This is a genomic window from Kribbella catacumbae DSM 19601 (assembly GCF_000372465.1).
GTDB classification, from domain to species: domain Bacteria; phylum Actinomycetota; class Actinomycetes; order Propionibacteriales; family Kribbellaceae; genus Kribbella; species Kribbella catacumbae.
The window spans coordinates 122,558-138,204 of sequence record NZ_AQUZ01000022.1; the positions used below are offsets into that span (position 1 = coordinate 122,558).

General features: G+C 68.1%; 16 protein-coding genes. 12 read left to right on the plus strand and 4 right to left on the minus strand.

Annotation, left to right across the window (positions count from 1 at the left end; all coding sequences use genetic code 11):
* Positions 1-37 precede the first annotated feature (37 nt).
* Together A3ES_RS0122860 and A3ES_RS0122865 are read right to left on the minus strand one after the other, a co-directional pair.
* Complete coding sequence (locus A3ES_RS0122860; protein WP_020389170.1) at positions 38-1,252, minus strand: pyrophosphate--fructose-6-phosphate 1-phosphotransferase; 1,215 nt, start codon at positions 1,250-1,252, stop codon at positions 38-40.
* A gap of 209 nt (positions 1,253-1,461) precedes the next feature.
* Positions 1,462-1,968: an Lrp/AsnC family transcriptional regulator gene (locus A3ES_RS0122865; RefSeq protein ID WP_020389171.1), complete on the minus strand. Its 507-nt coding sequence runs from the start codon at positions 1,966-1,968 to the stop codon at positions 1,462-1,464.
* A gap of 75 nt (positions 1,969-2,043) precedes the next feature.
* Here A3ES_RS0122865 and A3ES_RS0122870 point away from each other — a divergent pair, with 75 nt between their 5' ends.
* Positions 2,044-2,946: a DMT family transporter gene (locus A3ES_RS0122870; RefSeq protein WP_051084777.1), complete on the plus strand. Its 903-nt coding sequence runs from the start codon at positions 2,044-2,046 to the stop codon at positions 2,944-2,946.
* A complete protein-coding gene (locus tag A3ES_RS0122875; RefSeq protein ID WP_020389173.1) occupies positions 2,946-3,917 on the plus strand; it encodes an LLM class F420-dependent oxidoreductase in 972 nt (323 codons plus the stop codon). Before A3ES_RS0122870 ends, A3ES_RS0122875 begins: the two co-directional genes overlap by 1 nt.
* Here the strand turns inward: A3ES_RS0122875 and A3ES_RS0122880 are convergent.
* Positions 3,910-4,911, minus strand: a complete 1,002-nt coding sequence (locus A3ES_RS0122880; RefSeq protein WP_020389174.1) for an acetamidase/formamidase family protein — start codon at positions 4,909-4,911, stop codon at positions 3,910-3,912. The two genes, A3ES_RS0122875 and A3ES_RS0122880, sit on opposite strands and share 8 nt — an antisense overlap.
* Positions 4,912-5,052: 141 nt before the next feature.
* Here A3ES_RS0122880 and A3ES_RS0122885 point away from each other — a divergent pair, with 141 nt between their 5' ends.
* Both A3ES_RS0122885 and A3ES_RS0122890 read left to right on the plus strand, forming a co-directional pair.
* Positions 5,053-5,745 (plus strand): response regulator transcription factor, encoded by a 693-nt coding sequence (locus A3ES_RS0122885; protein ID WP_026163117.1) that lies wholly within the window; start codon positions 5,053-5,055, stop codon positions 5,743-5,745.
* Entirely contained in the window at positions 5,742-7,424 is a 1,683-nt protein-coding gene (locus tag A3ES_RS0122890) for a sensor histidine kinase (RefSeq protein ID WP_237745030.1), read from the plus strand. The genes A3ES_RS0122885 and A3ES_RS0122890 overlap by 4 nt, the downstream gene beginning before the upstream one ends.
* Positions 7,425-7,442: 18 nt before the next feature.
* Here the strand turns inward: A3ES_RS0122890 and A3ES_RS0122895 are convergent, their stop codons facing one another.
* Positions 7,443-8,648, minus strand: coding sequence for an MFS transporter (locus A3ES_RS0122895; protein WP_020389177.1), 1,206 nt, complete (start codon positions 8,646-8,648; stop codon positions 7,443-7,445).
* A 208-nt stretch (positions 8,649-8,856) separates the two neighbouring features.
* Between A3ES_RS0122895 and A3ES_RS0122900 the strand changes: the two genes are divergently transcribed.
* The 8 genes from A3ES_RS0122900 (at position 8,857) to A3ES_RS0122935 (ending at position 15,135) form a co-directional block, all read left to right on the plus strand.
* Positions 8,857-10,314 carry a S1C family serine protease gene (locus tag A3ES_RS0122900; RefSeq protein WP_020389178.1) on the plus strand — a complete coding sequence of 486 codons (1,458 nt, stop codon included), beginning with the start codon at positions 8,857-8,859 and terminating at the stop codon, positions 10,312-10,314.
* A 133-nt stretch (positions 10,315-10,447) separates the two neighbouring features.
* Positions 10,448-11,251 carry an alpha/beta fold hydrolase gene (locus tag A3ES_RS0122905; RefSeq protein ID WP_020389179.1) on the plus strand — a complete coding sequence of 268 codons (804 nt, stop codon included), beginning with the start codon at positions 10,448-10,450 and terminating at the stop codon, positions 11,249-11,251.
* A 33-nt stretch (positions 11,252-11,284) separates the two neighbouring features.
* Positions 11,285-11,743, plus strand: a complete 459-nt coding sequence (locus A3ES_RS0122910; RefSeq protein ID WP_020389180.1) for a hypothetical protein — start codon at positions 11,285-11,287, stop codon at positions 11,741-11,743.
* Positions 11,744-11,760: 17 nt separating this feature from the next.
* Entirely contained in the window at positions 11,761-12,246 is a 486-nt protein-coding gene (locus A3ES_RS0122915; protein ID WP_020389181.1) for a hypothetical protein, read from the plus strand.
* Between the two features lie 41 nt (positions 12,247-12,287).
* Positions 12,288-12,629 carry a hypothetical protein gene (locus A3ES_RS48025; protein ID WP_020389182.1) on the plus strand — a complete coding sequence of 114 codons (342 nt, stop codon included), beginning with the start codon at positions 12,288-12,290 and terminating at the stop codon, positions 12,627-12,629.
* A gap of 3 nt (positions 12,630-12,632) precedes the next feature.
* Positions 12,633-13,130: an Imm21 family immunity protein gene (locus tag A3ES_RS0122925; RefSeq protein ID WP_020389183.1), complete on the plus strand. Its 498-nt coding sequence runs from the start codon at positions 12,633-12,635 to the stop codon at positions 13,128-13,130.
* 89 nt (positions 13,131-13,219) lie between these two features.
* A complete protein-coding gene (locus A3ES_RS0122930) occupies positions 13,220-14,554 on the plus strand; it encodes a carbohydrate-binding protein (RefSeq protein ID WP_020389184.1) in 1,335 nt (444 codons plus the stop codon).
* Positions 14,555-14,619: 65 nt separating this feature from the next.
* A complete protein-coding gene (locus A3ES_RS0122935; protein WP_020389185.1) occupies positions 14,620-15,135 on the plus strand; it encodes a DinB family protein in 516 nt (171 codons plus the stop codon).
* Positions 15,136-15,647 lie beyond the last annotated feature (512 nt).

Below are 15,647 nucleotides of genomic sequence, written 5' to 3' on the forward strand. Positions count from 1 at the left end.
CTCCCCACCGACTGACGGTGAGGAGCCGGGCCGGGTACTACTTGGTCTGGCCGATCTCGGTGAGCAGCGTCGTGAACCACTCCACGCTCGGGTCGAACTCCTTGCCGCCGGCGATGCGCGGGAACTCGATCGCGCGGAGCTCGTCGCCCTGCTCCTCGTCGTGGCCGACGACACCGCTCTCGCCGCGCAGCGCCGCGTCGACCGCGTAGCCGGTGCACTGCTTGATCAGTTCGAGGTCGGCGGTGTTGGCGGCGGCCGAGCGGCTGAAGTAGCCGCTCTTCTGCACCATCGTCTTCTCCGCGCCGATCCGCTCGGCGAACTGCTTGGCGAACCAGGCACCCGGGTTGATCGTGTCCAGCTTGACGTGCCCGAACGGATCCCGCGGAACGTCCTCGCCCCGGGCCTCCAGCTCGGCCACGATCGACGGCACGCCGGCACCCTCGGACAGGAAGATGTTGACGCAGTCGTTCTCGTCCATCACCGCCTTCAGCCGCTCGGCCTCGGCATCCAGGTCGATCGTTGCCTCAGGCACGTAAACGGCGTGCACGTCCCAGCCGCCGGCGTCCAGGCCGATCCCCGGGTTCCACTCCTGCGCCGTGACCCACTTGCGGTACTCCGCTGCGGTGGCCGCGGTCAGCCAACCGCAGTTGCGGCCCATCACCTCGTGGACGACGAGCATCCGCGGGTTCGAGCTGTGTTCGGCGATCACGTTGCGGGCGAAGAGCGCGCCCTGCTCGGCCGCGGTCCAGGCACCCAGGCTCTGCCGGATCGGGATCACGTCGTTGTCGATCGTCTTCGGCAGGCCGACCACGGTCAGGTCGTAGTCGTGCTCCTGCAGGTACGCCGCCAGGTCGGCCGCGGTGGTGTTGGTGTCGTCACCGCCGATGGTGTGCAGGACGTCGACACCGTCCGCGACCAGCCGCTCGGCCGCGACCTGCAGGGCGTTCTGGCCGTCGGCGATCAGGCCGCGCTTGACCAGGTCGGCGGTGTTGGTCAGCTTCACCCGGCTGTTGCCGATCGGGCTGCCACCGAACTGGTGCAGCCGGCCGGCCTTGGCCCGGATCTCCGGCGTGACATCGAGATGCCGGCCGCTGAGCAGACCGTGGTACCCATTCAGGTAGGCGATGATCTCCACGTCGGGCGCTACCTCGGTGTAGCGCTCGATCAGCCCGCCGACGGCGGACGACAGGCAGGGCGCGAGCCCACCCGCGGTGAGAAGGGCAACTCTGCGGACAGACTTGTCGGCAGCCATGGGTCAGGGTCCTTCCGGAGGTCGCTGAGTCGTCCTCAGCGTAGTGATGCAGACCACTCCGAGCGCTGGTTGGGTTCAGCTGTCGGACACCGGCCAGCAGGATCAGTACCGCGGCCGAGGCGGATTACGTCGGACCAGCGGACCGCCACCACTGACCAAGGTCGCTCCAGCCCGGTCGGCGCCGCGGCCGCACGCTCAGAGAAGGGCGATTAGGCGCGGTTGGTGTGTGGTGGCGGTCCGGGAAGTGGGGCGGAGCGGGGGGCGATGGGGGTGGAGACGATGAAGGAGCTGGTGGTTTGGCCGTGGATGAGGAATTTGTCCAGAACGTCTTCGAGGCCGGCGATCGCGGCGACCTGGACGCGCATCAGGAAGCAGTCCTCGCCGGAGATCCGGTGGCACTCGACGACCTCGGGGGTGCGCTCGGCCAGCTCGATGATGCGGGGGATCTGGCCAGGTCCCGGGCGCAGTCGCACCCAGGCGGCGACCGGCAGCCCGAGCGCGGCGGGATCGACCTCGAGCCGGTAGCCGCGGATCACGCCCGACTCCTCCAGCCGCGCCACCCGCTCGCGGACCGTCGGCGCCGATACCCCGAGCCGGCGGGCCAGCTCGGTCGTCCGCAGTCGCGGGTCGGCCGTCAGCTCGGTCAGCAGGCGGACATTCAGCTCGTCCAGCACCGGCTTTTCAGTCTGAAAGCCAGAGGCCGATTCTGCGTTCATTCCGGCAACCATCGCGCGCCTTTCTGACTCAATCCGCCATGGGAATGGGACGAATCCATTTCTAGGGTAGTCACCGTGACAACAGTTGTGGAAGCTCCCTCGAAGACCCCGCTGGTGACTGCCGCGGCCGCAGTGACCGTGGTGCTGTGGGCCTCATCCTTCGTGGCCATCCGGCACGCCGGCACCGAGTTCTCCGCAGGTGCGATGTCGTTCGCCCGTCTACTGGTCGGCAGTGTGCTGCTCGGCGCCTTCCTGTTCCGGCAGCCGCCCAGCAAAGCCAGTTGGCCGACCAAGCGCGACTGGCCGCCACTGCTCGCCTGCGGCCTCCTCTGGTTCGGCGTCTACAACCTGGCTCTCAACGCAGCAGAGCGCCGCCTGGACGCCGGTACTGCGGCCATGCTGGTCCACATCGCCCCGCTCCTGATCGCCCTACTGGCCGGGCTGACGCTAGGCGAAGGCTTCCCGCGGCAACTCGTCGTCGGCAGCCTGGTCGCGTTCGGCGGCGTAGTACTGATCGCCATGTCGACCTCCACCGGCCGTGCCGAGACCTGGGGCGTCGTCCTCTGTGTCATCGCCGCCATCTCGTACGCCGTCGGCGTTGTCACCCAGAAGCCGCTACTGAGTCGCCTCCCCGCCGCACAGGTCACCTGGCTGGCCTGCACGATCGGCGCGATCGCCTGCCTCCCCTACGCGCCGACCCTGGTCAGCGAGCTCCGTACCGCGAGCGCAGGCACGATCTGGTGGGTCATCTACCTCGGCGCCTTCCCCACCGCACTCGGCTTCACCACTTGGGCGTTCGCGCTTCGCCGTACTACGGCCGGCCGGATGGGCGTGACCGTGTACGCCGTACCGGTGGTTGCCATCGGCCTTGCGTGGCTGCTGCTGGGCGAGACGCCGGCCCTGCTCGCTCTCGTCGGAGGAGCACTCTGCCTGGCCGGGGTCGCGATCTCCCGGCGTACCGGAAGGAAGGAAGCTTGATGAAGTTCGGAGTCTTCGTACCGCAGGGCTGGCGGATGGACCTGGTCGAACTGCCGGACCCGGTCGAGCAGTGGGAGGCGATGACGGCTGTCGCTCGCGCCGCCGACGCCGGACCATGGGACTCGATCTGGCTGTTCGACCACCTCCACACTGTCCCCGAGCCAGTCCGCGAGACCGTCTTCGAGGCCTGGACGGCAACGGCTGCCCTGGCTCGTGACACGCAGCGGGTGAAGCTCGGTCAGATGGTCGGCTGCAACGGTTATCGCAACCCGGCCCTCTACGCGAAGATGGCCGCTACCGTCGACGTAGCGAGCCACGGCCGCCTGTACGCCGGGCTGGGAGCGGGCTGGGCCGAGGACGAGTGGAAGGCCTACGGCTATCCCTGGACCGATTTGAAGGACCGGATGGGCTCGTTCCGCGAGTCGGTGGAGTTGATCCACCGGCTGTGGACCGAGGACGACGTGGTCTTCCACGGCAAGTACCACTCGGTCGACAAGCCCTTCGTCGAGCCGCGGCGCAAACCACCCCTGTGGATCGGTGGCGGCGGCGAGAAGGTCACGCTCAAGCTGGTCGCCCAGTACGCCGACGCCTGCAACTTCGGCACCGGCCAGGTCGACACGATCAAGCACAAGCTCGCAGTACTGCGTACGCACTGCAACGCGGTCGGCCGCGACTATGACGAAATCGTGAAATCCACCAGCATCAACGTGTTCCCGGTCGAGGCCGGCGCCGACCCGGTCACCGCGACGGCGAAAGCTCGTGGTCGCTATTCGCTGGAGGAGTTCACCGAGATCGGCGCCGGTGGTGGAATCGGCCTGGCCGAGGTCGTGACGGCCAAGCAGTTGCGAATCCACCTGGAGCAGCTCGCCGAGGTCGGGATCGAGTACGTGATCGCCTACATCCCCGGCGTCGCCTACGACCATGAGCCGATGCAGCGGTTCGCCGAGGACGTAGTACCGGCTTTCAGCTGAGGGTGGCGGCCTGATCGCGCAGGTGCTGGTGAATGTTGCTGTAGGCATCGACTTTCGGGAGGAGGCGTTTGGGGACCTTGGTGGCGACGCTGTAGTTGGCGTCGACCACGTTGGCCAAGGGAACTTCGCTGATCTGGCTGAGGAGCTGGTAGGCGTCCAGCTTGTCCAGACCATAGAGCTCGCCCAGCCAGCCGACCATGTCGACCTGGCCTGCTCGCCACGCGTCTTCCAGTGGGCGGCTTGAGCCGATGACGGCCAGGTAGTCGTCGTTCTCGATCCGGGGCCAGGCCGGGCCGGGAGTCTTGAGGAGGTCGACGATGAGGACGACGTTCATCGAGCCCTCGACCGCAGTACCGCAGGACTCGCCCTCGCCCTGGCGGTAGTGGCCGTCACCGACTGAGAACATCGCGCCTTCGACGTTGACCCGGAGGAAGCAAGTCGCCCCGGCCTTCATCTCGGGGGTGTCCATGTTGCCGCCGAAATAGTCCGGTACCAGCGATGAGCGGACCTCACCGGCGGCCGGGGCCACCCCGACCGTGCCCAGCATCGTCTCGATCGGCAGCGCGAGCTCCAGGTTGCTGCCCTGCGCCTGGAACCCGACTGTCTGCCGCTCGGTGTCGACCTCGTAGATCCAGGTGCGTTCCGGCAACGGGTCCTGCAGGGTCGCAGTACGGTCGGTGCTGGTCAGGCCGCCGAAGAACGGGATTGTCGCGGACGCGCCCCAACTGCGAGCCGGGGTGAGCTCGACGAAGTGCAGCGCGAGCGTGTCCCCCGGCTCTGCGCCCTCGACGTAGAAGGGGCCGGTCTGCGGGTTCACGAACGGCATGTTCAGGCTGGCGCTGGCCAAGTCCGCAGTACTGCGCAGCCGGCCGCAGAACGCGTCCTCGGTCCACAGCCGCATCGCAGTACCGGGTTTCACCCTGCGGACCGGCGCGGCACCGCCGAAGGTCCAGGTGAGCTGGTCGTTCTCGGGCGTGAATTCGACGATGTCCACGCTCAGAACCTACGGTGCGCGCTACCTCCTTCGCGAGTGATCAGCAGGTTCTCAGCCGATTCTCAAACAGACGGCATAGCCTCAGGAGACGGAGTTCGGCCGAGCTCCGCGTGGACGAGTGTGGGCGAGCGGGAGCGCGAGATGCGGGTACTGGTGGTGGACGACGACCGGGCGGTCCGGGATTCGTTGCGCCGGTCGCTGGAGTTCAACGACTTCGAGGTGGTGACGGCCTCCGACGGCGCTGAGGCGCTCGCGGTGATCGGCAATGTCGAGCCCGACGTGGTCGTGATGGACGTGATGATGCCCCGCCTGGACGGGCTGGAGACCACCAAGGCGTTACGGGCCGCGGGCAACAACGTGCCGATCCTGGTGCTGACCGCCCGCGACGCCGTGGCCGACCGGGTCGACGGTCTGGATGCCGGCGGCGACGACTACCTGACGAAACCCTTCGCGCTCGAGGAGTTGCTGGCCCGGCTGCGCGCGCTGCTGCGCCGCAGTACGGCACCGGGCGAGGGCGGACCCCGCGGCGAGGTCCTCCAGTACGCCGATCTGGTGGTGGACGTGGATGCCCACGAGGTGCACCGCGGTACGACGCCGATCCCGCTGACCCGGACCGAGTTCTCGCTGCTGGAGCTGCTGATCCGCAACCCGCGCCGGGTGCTCGAGCGCGCGGTGATCCTGGATGCCGTCTGGGGCTACGACTTCCCGACCACGGCGAACTCGCTCGAGGTCTACATCGGCTATCTGCGCCGCAAGACCGAGGTCGACGGGCTGCCCCGGCTGATCCACACGGTCCGCGGGATCGGCTACGTCCTGAGAGACACGCCACCGTGAGCAACCAGCCCCCACCCGACGGCTTCCCGAAGTACGCCGGTACCGCATCGGAGGAGACACTCGAGCTCGGCCCGGGCCACAAACAGCCCTCCCCCGGACCCCAACCGTCGCCCGGCTCGTCTTCGGGGCCGCGGCCGTCTGCGGGCTCCCGGCCGTCTTCGCCTCGCTTGCCGGAGGCGAACGGGCGTGGGGTTGCCGCCACGGCCGCGCGGACGCAGGGCTGGTGGCAGGAGAGGCTGCATCAGCTGAGCCTGCACTCGCGAGTGACGCTGCTCGCCGCCGTCGCCGTCGGCCTGGCCGTGGCGATCGTCAGCATCTCGGCGTACGTGACTGTGCGGCAGCAGATGTACCGCAATCTCGACCAGAGCCTGAAAAGCCGCGCGGTGCAGGCGGCCGACCAACAGGTGCTGACGAGGCTCGCCAACCTGCGGGTCGCCTCCGCCGGCGCCCTCGGGCTCAGCGACATCCGCGTCGGCATCTACCTGGAGAACGGGCAGAAGGTCGGCCCTGTGGACAGCGCCCTCCCGCCGATGGGCGCCACCGAGCTGGCTGTCGCCCGCGGTACCGCGCCGGAGGGCTACAGCATTCAGACGGTCGGCGTGCCCAACAACTTCCACTTCCGGGTGATCGCGGTACCGGCCCGGTTCTGCCCCCGATCCGATGACGAATCCTGCGACCTCGATCAGACCGTTCCCTCGGCACTGGTCGTCGCGCAGTCGCTCAAACCGATCGACCAGACGTTGCACAACCTCGGCATCGTGTTGTGGGCCGTCGGCCTGCTCGGCGTGATCGGCGCGGCCCTGGCCGGCAACGCGATCGCGCAGTCCGGGCTGAGGCCGCTCGCGCGACTGACCGGCGCGGCCGAGCACATCGCCAGGACCGAGGATCTGAAGCCGATCCCGGTGACGGGTTCGGACGAGATCTCGCGGCTGGCGGTCGCGTTCAACTCGATGCTGGCTGCGCTGGCGCGATCCCAGGACCGGCAGCGACGGCTGGTCGGGGATGCCGGGCACGAACTGCGGACACCGCTGACCAGCATTCGCACCAACCTGGACCTGCTCGCCCAGGCGGACAAGCGAGGCGGGTTGCGGCCGGAGGACCGGCAGCAACTGCTCGAGGATGTCCGTGCCCAGATGGACGAGCTGACCACGTTGATCGGCGACTTGACCGAGCTGGCCCGCGATACGCCGCAGGTGCGCGACGCCGAGCTGATCGAGCTGTCGAACGTCGTCGAGGACGCAGTGATCAAGGTACGCCGACGCGCCTCGGGCATCGACTGGGACGTGGAGCTGTCACCGTTCCCCGTCTGGGGTGACGAGCGGCTGCTCGGCCGGGCCGTGACGAACCTGCTCGACAACGCAGCGAAGTACAGCGTCCCGGACTCCAGTGCGCGGCTGCACGAAGGCGGGCCACTCGGGCGAGTCACCGTACGGCTGCTGGACGGCGTACTGACTGTCACCGACAGCGGGCCGGGGATCGCCGAGGCGGACCTGCCGCATGTCTTCGAGCGCTTCTACCGCTCCAGCGAGGCACGCAGCCGGCCCGGCTCGGGTCTGGGCCTGGCGATCGTGAAACACGCGGCTGAGCAGCACGGCGGCATGATCTACGCCCGCAACGCCCCCGCTGCCGGAGCACAGTTCACCCTCTGGCTCCCCCACGCAGCCACGCAATCCCGCTGACCCACCCAGCAGGCGCCCTCAGTCGGCGGCCTGCCGTGGGCGAGAGACGATCAGATGGAGGACGACCATGGTCGCGAGGATCGCCGCCGAGATCCCGAGGAGTCCGTTCGCGGAGGAACCAGCGGTCAGCGCGACACCACCCAGACCGCTCCCGAGTGCCGCTCCGAGCGAGATCGCACTCCCGTTCAAAGCCATCACGATCGCCGCCGAATCCGGCGCCAGCGACGCCAACCGGGCCTGCTGCGGCACGGCGGCCCCACCGTTGCCGACCCCTGCCGCGAAGAACCAGACCAGGCCCCAGACCGCCGCCACCACCACGGGGGCGAGCATCAGCGCGACCATGCCGAGCAGCGCGTTCAGGAACAGACCGACCAGAATCACCGTGAGTACCTGGATCGCGCTGAACTTGTCGACCAGCCGTCCGGTGAAGGCATTGCCGGCCATGCTCGCGACGCCGTACCCGAACAGGATCGCGATCATCGCCCACTCGGCACGGAAGTGCGGTCCTAGGATCAGCGTCGCGTACGTGAAGCAGGCATAGCTGCTGCACAGGATTCCGCTGGTGACGAGCAGCCCGGCGACCAGTCGCGGCTGGCCGAGTGGGCGCAGCCGTTCGACGAGCGTCCCGCCCGGCAGATGCAGTCTCGGAAGCCCCAGCAGGATTCCTGCCAGCGCGATCGTGCCGACCACCGCGACCATGATCATCGGCAACCGCCAGTTGGACTGCCCGAGCACCAGGCCGACCGGCACGCCGAGGGCGGTCGCGGTCATCCAACCGCCGAGCACGAACGACAACGCCTTGCCGCGGTGCTCGACCGGAGTCAGCGCGATCACATACCCAGTGACGGCCGCGTTGAGCAGGCTACCTCCGAGCGCCGCGACCACCCGGCCGCCGAGTGCGACCGGATAGTTCGCCGCGATCCCGACGACCAGGTTGCCGAGCACGAACACGCCCAGCGCGAGCACGATCGTCGTACGGCGTTCCCAGCGTGACGTCAGCGTGCCGAGCACCGGACCGGCCAGCGCGGCGGTGAACGCGAACACCGACATCAACTGGCCGGCGGCAGCGGCGCTGACCTCCAGGTCGCCCGCGATCTGCGGCAGCAGGCCGGCCAGCACGTAACCGTCGATCCCCATCGAGAAGGTCGCGACCGCCAGCCAGCCGAACGGGCGGTACGAGAAGCTCCGACTCTGCGCCGCCTCAGCGGGTCGCGTTCGCGTCATCAGCCAATCTCACCCCGGACTACTCGCTAAGGGCAAGAGAAATTTGACCGAAACTGCCCAAAAGAACCCGTTGGTGAGCACAGCTGGTCAATGGCACCCGACGCACTCCTCATTTCACGGGTCGTCTTCAGTGGATCTTCAGAGAGTTCTTCGGCAGCTCTGACGGGATCTTCAGGGCGTTCTCAGGTGCGGCCGCCATGGTTGACCCATGACCGAGAACCAGCCGCCCCAGCCGCAGAACCAGCCCGGTGACGAGACTCCGGCGCAGGGTTCGACCTACGGAAACCAGCCGGCGAGCCAACCGCCGCAGGCCGCGTCGCCGTCGTTCGGTTCGGGTTCTCCCGAGCGTACGCAGCAGCTGCCGGCGGCCGGTTACGGCCAGCACCAGCAGCAGCAGTTCGCGCCGCAAGGTGGACAGCAGCGGCCGGGGCAGCAGCAACCGCCGAGTGGCGGTGCTTTCCAACCAGGCGGGCAGTTCGGGACGTCCGGGGCGTTTCAGGGGACGCCACCGGGCCCGAACTGGCCGTTCGGCCCGCAGCCGGCCCAGCCGGAGCCCCCGAAGCCGCCCAAGCGCCGCGGTCTGGCTCTGGTGGCAGCCACCGCGTTGCTGGTCGGCGCGGCCGGAGGTATCGGCAGCGCGGCTGTCTACTCGGCGACCAATGACTCCAACGCGAGCCCGTCGGTGACCGCGCCGCTCAACGGCGGCCAGGCGGCACCGGCCTCCGCGCCGGACGGCTCGGTGCAGAACGCGGCCTCCAAGGTGCTGCCGAGCGTGGTGAAGATCGGCGTCGCGACCTCGCAGGGTTCGGGCACCGGATCGGGCATCGTGATCAGCAAGGACGGCCTGATCGTCACCAACAACCACGTGGTCGCCGGCGCCGGCAACGGCGGCAAGATCCAGGTGATGCTGAACGACGGGCGGACGCTGTCCGCGACCATCGTCGGCACCGACCCACTGACCGACCTCGCGGTGATCCGGGCAGACGCCAAGGACCTCACGCCGGCCGTACTCGGCAAGAGCGGGAACCTCGGCGTCGGCCAGGGTGTCGTCGCGATCGGTTCGCCGTTCGGGCTGGAGGCGACCGTGACGAGCGGCATCGTCTCCGCGCTGAACCGCCCGGTCACCTCGGGCGACGAGCAACAGGACAGTACGACGGTCTTCCCAGCAATCCAGACAGACGCCGCCATCAACCCGGGAAACTCCGGCGGCGCCCTCATCGACCTCGCCGGCCAAGTGGTCGGAATCAACAGCGCGATCAAGACCGCCGGAGGATCGGGACAATCCGAAGGCGGCAACATCGGCCTGGGCTTCGCAATCCCGATCGACCAGGCCAAGCCGATCATCGACGAGCTGGTGGCCAAGGGCAAGGCCACCCACGCAAGGCTCGGCGTACAGGTCGGCGACGCGCAGTCCTCCGACGCGTTCCAGCAGGGAGCGACGATCGGCGAGGTGACGTCCGGCGGTGCGGCGGACAAGGCCGGCCTGCAGCGTGGTGACGTAGTCACCGCACTCGACGGCAAGGCGATCGCGTCAGGGGACGCGTTGGTCGCCGCGGTCCGTTCGCACCGCCCGGACGATGAAGTAACCATCACCTTCACCCGCAACGGCAAATCCCAGTCAATCAAGGCCAAACTCGGCTCCGACAACGGAAACCCCACCGGCTGACCCCCCATCTCCGTCGTCCCTCACCCCCCCCGGGGACGGCGGAGCACCACCCAGATAGGGACTGCGACCGCCCACCGAGCGGCCGCAGTCCCGTTTGCCTGCCGGAGGAACGGTCGTGCGCTTGGATGGTGTTATGACTCATCCTGAGACGTCGGAGCTGGCTCGCGGGGACGGAACGGTTCTGCGGTACTGCCTGTACGGTCCGCCGGACGGGTATCCGGTTGTCTCACACAACGGGTCGCCCAGCAGTCGCTGGAAGTGGCCCACGCTGGTGGAGTCGATGGGGCGGAGCAAACTCAGGTTGCTGGTCTATGACCGGCCCGGGTACGGCGGTTCGACGCGCCGGCCCGGACGTACGGTGGCCGACGCGGTGGACGACGTGCGCGCGCTCGCCGACGCGCAGGGCTGGGAGCAGTTCGCGGTCTTCGGCGGCTCGGGAGGTGGACCGCACGCGCTCGCCTGCGCGGCACTGCTCGCCGACCGCGTCATCTCCTGTGCCGTGCTGTCCGGCGTCAAGCCGGCAGATCCGGGCAAGCCGGCGCTTGAAGAGGCGGAGTTGCGGTCCCAGGTTGCTGAGGTCGCGGCGGAGATCATGGGGCGCATCGACGACGGCGGCCCTGAACTGCCCACCGGACCTGGCCCTGCGGCCCGCGATGATCCAGATGCCATGGCGCGGTTGCGGGCGACCTTCGTCGACGGCACGGACGGCTGGGTCGACGACAGCTTGGCCCTCGCCCGGCCGTGGGGCTTCGACCTGGCGACGATCACCGTCCCGGTAGGCCTGTGGCGGGGAACCAACGACGCCAACGTCTCCTCGGAACACGCCGACTACCTCCTCGAGCACATTCCCACGGCGCAGGGCTACGTCTACCCGGGCGGCCATCTGCCCGGCGCCGCTGTGTACGACGAGATCTACGACTGGCTGCACACCAGGTAGGGTGACGGCGATTCTGAGGCAAGCGGAGGTTGGATGATCCTCGAAGTTGTTCCGCCGGAAAGTGTTGGGCCGGTTCGGATCGGTATGAGCATGGCCGAGGCGAGGGGTGCGCTGGCGGCGATTGAGGGCTACCGGCCAGCGTCCGGGCAGGAGAGCGCTGCCGTATATGAGAGTGGCATGTCGATCGAGCTGGAGCCGGGTCCGGGGGACACGGTCGGGGCGATTCAGGTGTATCGGCCGTATGGCCCGGTACGCGTTGAGTACGAGGGGATCGACCTGTTGCGTACGCCGGCCGCGCGGGTTGTCGAGCAGCTTGGGGCGATCACTGAACTGGAGGATGACGAGGGCGGCCGCAGCTATACGGCTCCTGAGTTGTTGCTGGCGTTGTGGCGGCCGTTTGTCGAGGACGAGGACCCGAGCGAGGAACAGGGGCATTACTTTCAGTCCGTTCTGGTTGCCCGGCCTGGCTACTACGACGGGCCGATGGGCTGAACGCCGAGCTCCAGCGGGTGCTGGCGGAGTTGCGCGACCAGCAGGCCGGCCGGGAGGAGTGGCGCATGCTGAACGCGCTGCCCGCCGGGGCCCAGGCCGACGCGATCGGGGACGCGCTGCCCGGTTCCTTCCGGGAGTTTTTGACGGTGGCCGACGGTGCGACCTGCGGTGACGTCACGGTCTTCGGCAGCGCGACGGTCGACCAGATGCAGTTCCACGCCGACCCGATCACCGGAGCCGCGATCACCCTCGGCCGTGAGGAGTGGTTCTGCGCCGGCGTCATCTCCGACGAGCCCTTCTTCATCAACCGGTCGACGGGGGCGGTCTGGTACTTCCCTGACACCGGGGTCGCCTGGTGGATGTCATCCGCGTTCGAGAAGGCCGCGGACGACTTCACCACCTTCTTCCTGCAGTGGGTGGCGGGACGGGAGTACGTCCGGCTCTCTGCCACCGGGCCCGAGGATCAGTGGGCAGAGCTGCTGAGGTACGCGGGCCGACTGTGAGTCGTAGGCCCCCTGATGGTTACTGAGGTGGGAGTAGGGCAATGGACTTCATCGAGATCCGATTCGACCGGGCTCTTCCGGTCGACCGGGACGACGTCGAGGACGAGCTGAACGAGGCGCTGGCCGGCGTCGGGGAGGTGAGTGGCGCGGGCTCCGGCGCGTACGGCGCACATCTCGACGTCGACATCGACCCCGCGGCGCCGAGGGACGAGGTGGTGGATCGCGTCCTGAGCCTGCTCAGCCGACTAGGCCTGGCAGGGCTGGCCCGGATCCGCCCCGGTGACGGGACCGAGTGGATCGAGGTCGGAGCTGCCCGGAACGGTCGAACCGAGGGCGCCCCGGGCGCAAGCACGACCACGACTCCACACCTGCGAGGCGAGTGAACCGTGGGGTGGATTGATTCCGGCGGCGGTCCGCTGATCGCCGTGCCCGAGGCAGTACTCGCAGCGTGGAACGGCGCCGATGACGAAGATGAGGAGGCCGGTGACTATGGGCGGGCGTGTGCGGTTGAAGGATATGCCGGACTGATCGACGTCGGCGGCAGGCCGGCCCTCGTTCTCGGCGACGAACCCGCCCCGACGACCTTCCTCCCGGAATATTCGCTCTTCGTACGCCGCCTGGCAGCCGACAGCGAGGAGGCCGCGCGCGCCGCCGTCGGACGCGGATTGGAGAAGGCGGAGTGGGAGGAGTCGACCGACTGGGATGTGCCCGGACCCGTTGTCCTCTTCGATTCCGCATACTCCGCCGAGGACCTCGACAGCACCCGATCTCTGCGCATTGAGCTCGCGCCGGGGCGCTATCGAGTCGAATCCGCGTACGTGGAGCCAGACGACGACACCTGGCTCGTACTGATCCGGCTGGCATCAGTTGGGCAGCTGCCCTGAGGCGGGTTTCCGACATGTCGTGGCGGGTCTAGAGCCCAGGCCCTACCGTGAATATACGAAAGGTCACTGCGTATTGGATGGGGCTTGCCATGAATCGACGGGTCGGCATTGTGCTCGCGGGTGCCATTGCAACCGGGCTGCTCCTCGGGTCGGTCGGGCTGGTGGCCCAGGCCGAGCAGTCGTCGGTACAAGTGGCGTGTACTGCGCCCGCGTGGGCCGAAGGGGTTAGCTACTCCGTTGGCGCCAAGGTGACCTACCAGAACCGGTTGTACGAAGCCCGGGCCGCGCACACCGCGCATCCCGGCGCCGGCTGGAATCCGGTCGCGGCTCCCTCGTTGTGGCTCGATCTCGGCGCTTGTGACGGCACGCCGCCCACAACTCCCCCGACCACCCCACCCACGACTCCACCAACCACCCCGCCGACCACGCCACCCACGACTCCTCCGACCACACCGCCGCCTGGGACTGTGACCTGTCCGGTGAAGTCGCGGCCGGCCGGCAAGGTGCTGCACGGCTACTGGGAGAACTGGGACGGCGCCTCCAACGGCGTACACCCGCCGTTCGGCTGGACTCCGATCACCGACTCGCGGATGGGGCAGCACGGCTACAACGTGATCAACGCGGCGTTCCCGGTGATCCTCTCCGACGGCACGGTGAAGTGGGAGGACGGCATGGACGCGACGGTGAAGGTCGCCACCCCGGAGGAGATGTGTCAGGCAAAGGCGGCCGGCCAGACCATCCTGATGTCGATCGGCGGGGCCACTGCCGGGATCGACCTCAGCTCGTCAGCCGTCGCCGATCGGTTCGTGGCGACCGTGGTGCCGCTACTCAAGAAGTACAACTTCGACGGTATCGACATCGACATCGAAACCGGCCTCACCGGCAGCGGCAACATCAATCAACTGTCCACCTCACAGGCCAACCTGATCCGGATCATCGACGGCGTCCTGGCCCAGATGCCGTCGAACTTCGGCCTGACTATGGCGCCCGAAACGGCCTACGTCACCGGTGGCAGCGTCACCTATGGCTCGATCTGGGGTTCGTACCTCCCCATCATCAAGAAGTACGCCGACAACGGCCGGCTGTGGTGGCTGAACATGCAGTACTACAACGGCAGCATGTACGGGTGCTCCGGCGACTCGTACTCCGCGGGCACAGTGCAGGGCTTCGTGGCCCAAACCACCTGTCTCAACAACGGTCTGGTCATCCAGGGCGTCACGATCCGCGTCCCGTACGACAAGCAGGTACCCGGTCTCCCCGCCCAGCCCGGCGCCGGTGGCGGCTACATGTCGCCATCCGTGGTCGCCCAGTCGTGGAACAGCTTCAACGGAGCCCTCAAGGGCCTGATGACCTGGTCCATCAACTGGGACGGCTCGAAGAACTGGACCTTCGGCGACAACGTCAAGTCACTCCAGGGTCGCTGACCAGTTCATTGGTGCCGGTCTAATTGTGGTGCGACTGTGACGCGGAGGTACTACGGTCCGCCGGTATGACGATTTCTCGGGAGCGGCCGCCGTTCGTGGCTGATGAGCGGACGCAGCTGGTCGGCTGGCTGGACATGCAGCGCGCGCTGGTGCGCTGGAAGTGCGAGGGTCTCGGCGAAGCGGACGAGCAGCGCGTCGTACTGCCGACGTCACCGCTGATGACGGTCGGCGGCCTGGTGTCGCACCTGCGCTGGACCGAGCACTGCTGGTTCAACGTGCTCTTCCTGGGTGAGTCGTTCGAGGGCAACCCGCAGTTCAAGGAAGAGCCCGAAGACCTCGACATGATGGTGCCCGGCGTACCGCTGGCGCAACTGCTGGACGAGTTCGAGGCGCAGTGCGCGCAGTCGAACGAGATCGTCGCGTCGCACTCCCTCGACGACGTCGGTAAGCATCCGGACTTCCGCTCAGCCCAGGCAACCCTGCGCTGGATGCTGCTCCACATGGTCGAGGAAACCGCCCGCCACGTAGGCCACCTGGACACCATCCGAGAACTCCTCGACGGCGAAACCGGCTACTACTAACCCGTACCCCGACCCGACGCCGGCTCCGCCGTTCGCTCCGACGCACCACAGCAATCACCGCCCGACGACCACGAGAACCCGCCGTGTCCACGGCCACCGCTTGGTCCGAGGTCGCCACAACTGGCGCCGCCGGTACTGCGGCACGGGCTGTGTGGGCTTAGCCGCACCACTGAGGGCTTGGCTCCTCGTTGAGGGGTTCGCCCCTCGCCGAGGGGTTCGCTAGTCGCGGAAGGGTTCGCTCCTCGGATGGGGGATAGCCCACTGTTCTACCAGCGGGCGAAGCCCGCTAGGCGGGGCGATGCACACTGATCGGTCGCCAGAACCGGCGAATGTCTGCGCAAGGCCGGGCTGGATCCGGGACGGCTGGCCGGCTGGACCGCTGGCGGGTTGGACCGCTGGCGGGTTGTAGAGCCTGTTGCGAATTGGCTCGGCAGCGGCCGATTGTGTCCCGACCGACAGGAAGTAGTCGACCGTTCGGCCGCGCGCCACGCTCACGCAGGCCGCGGCCGGCC

What these genes read in the sequence shown, in the direction of transcription:
- A3ES_RS0122910 (WP_020389180.1), top strand. Translation starts at nt 11,285, where the DNA reads ATGATCCTCGAAGTTGTTCCGCCGGAAAGTGTTGGGCCGGTTCGGATC.
- A3ES_RS0122865 (WP_020389171.1), bottom strand. Translation starts at nt 1,968, where the DNA reads ATGAACGCAGAATCGGCCTCTGGCTTTCAGACTGAAAAGCCGGTGCTG.
- A3ES_RS0122900 (WP_020389178.1), top strand. Translation starts at nt 8,857, where the DNA reads ATGACCGAGAACCAGCCGCCCCAGCCGCAGAACCAGCCCGGTGACGAG.
- A3ES_RS0122905 (WP_020389179.1), top strand. Translation starts at nt 10,448, where the DNA reads ATGACTCATCCTGAGACGTCGGAGCTGGCTCGCGGGGACGGAACGGTT.
- A3ES_RS0122885 (WP_026163117.1), top strand. Translation starts at nt 5,053, where the DNA reads ATGCGGGTACTGGTGGTGGACGACGACCGGGCGGTCCGGGATTCGTTG.
- A3ES_RS0122935 (WP_020389185.1), top strand. Translation starts at nt 14,620, where the DNA reads ATGACGATTTCTCGGGAGCGGCCGCCGTTCGTGGCTGATGAGCGGACG.
- A3ES_RS0122860 (WP_020389170.1), bottom strand. Translation starts at nt 1,252, where the DNA reads ATGGCTGCCGACAAGTCTGTCCGCAGAGTTGCCCTTCTCACCGCGGGT.
- A3ES_RS48025 (WP_020389182.1), top strand. Translation starts at nt 12,288, where the DNA reads ATGGACTTCATCGAGATCCGATTCGACCGGGCTCTTCCGGTCGACCGG.
- A3ES_RS0122930 (WP_020389184.1), top strand. Translation starts at nt 13,220, where the DNA reads ATGAATCGACGGGTCGGCATTGTGCTCGCGGGTGCCATTGCAACCGGG.
- A3ES_RS0122895 (WP_020389177.1), bottom strand. Translation starts at nt 8,648, where the DNA reads ATGACGCGAACGCGACCCGCTGAGGCGGCGCAGAGTCGGAGCTTCTCG.
- A3ES_RS0122875 (WP_020389173.1), top strand. Translation starts at nt 2,946, where the DNA reads ATGAAGTTCGGAGTCTTCGTACCGCAGGGCTGGCGGATGGACCTGGTC.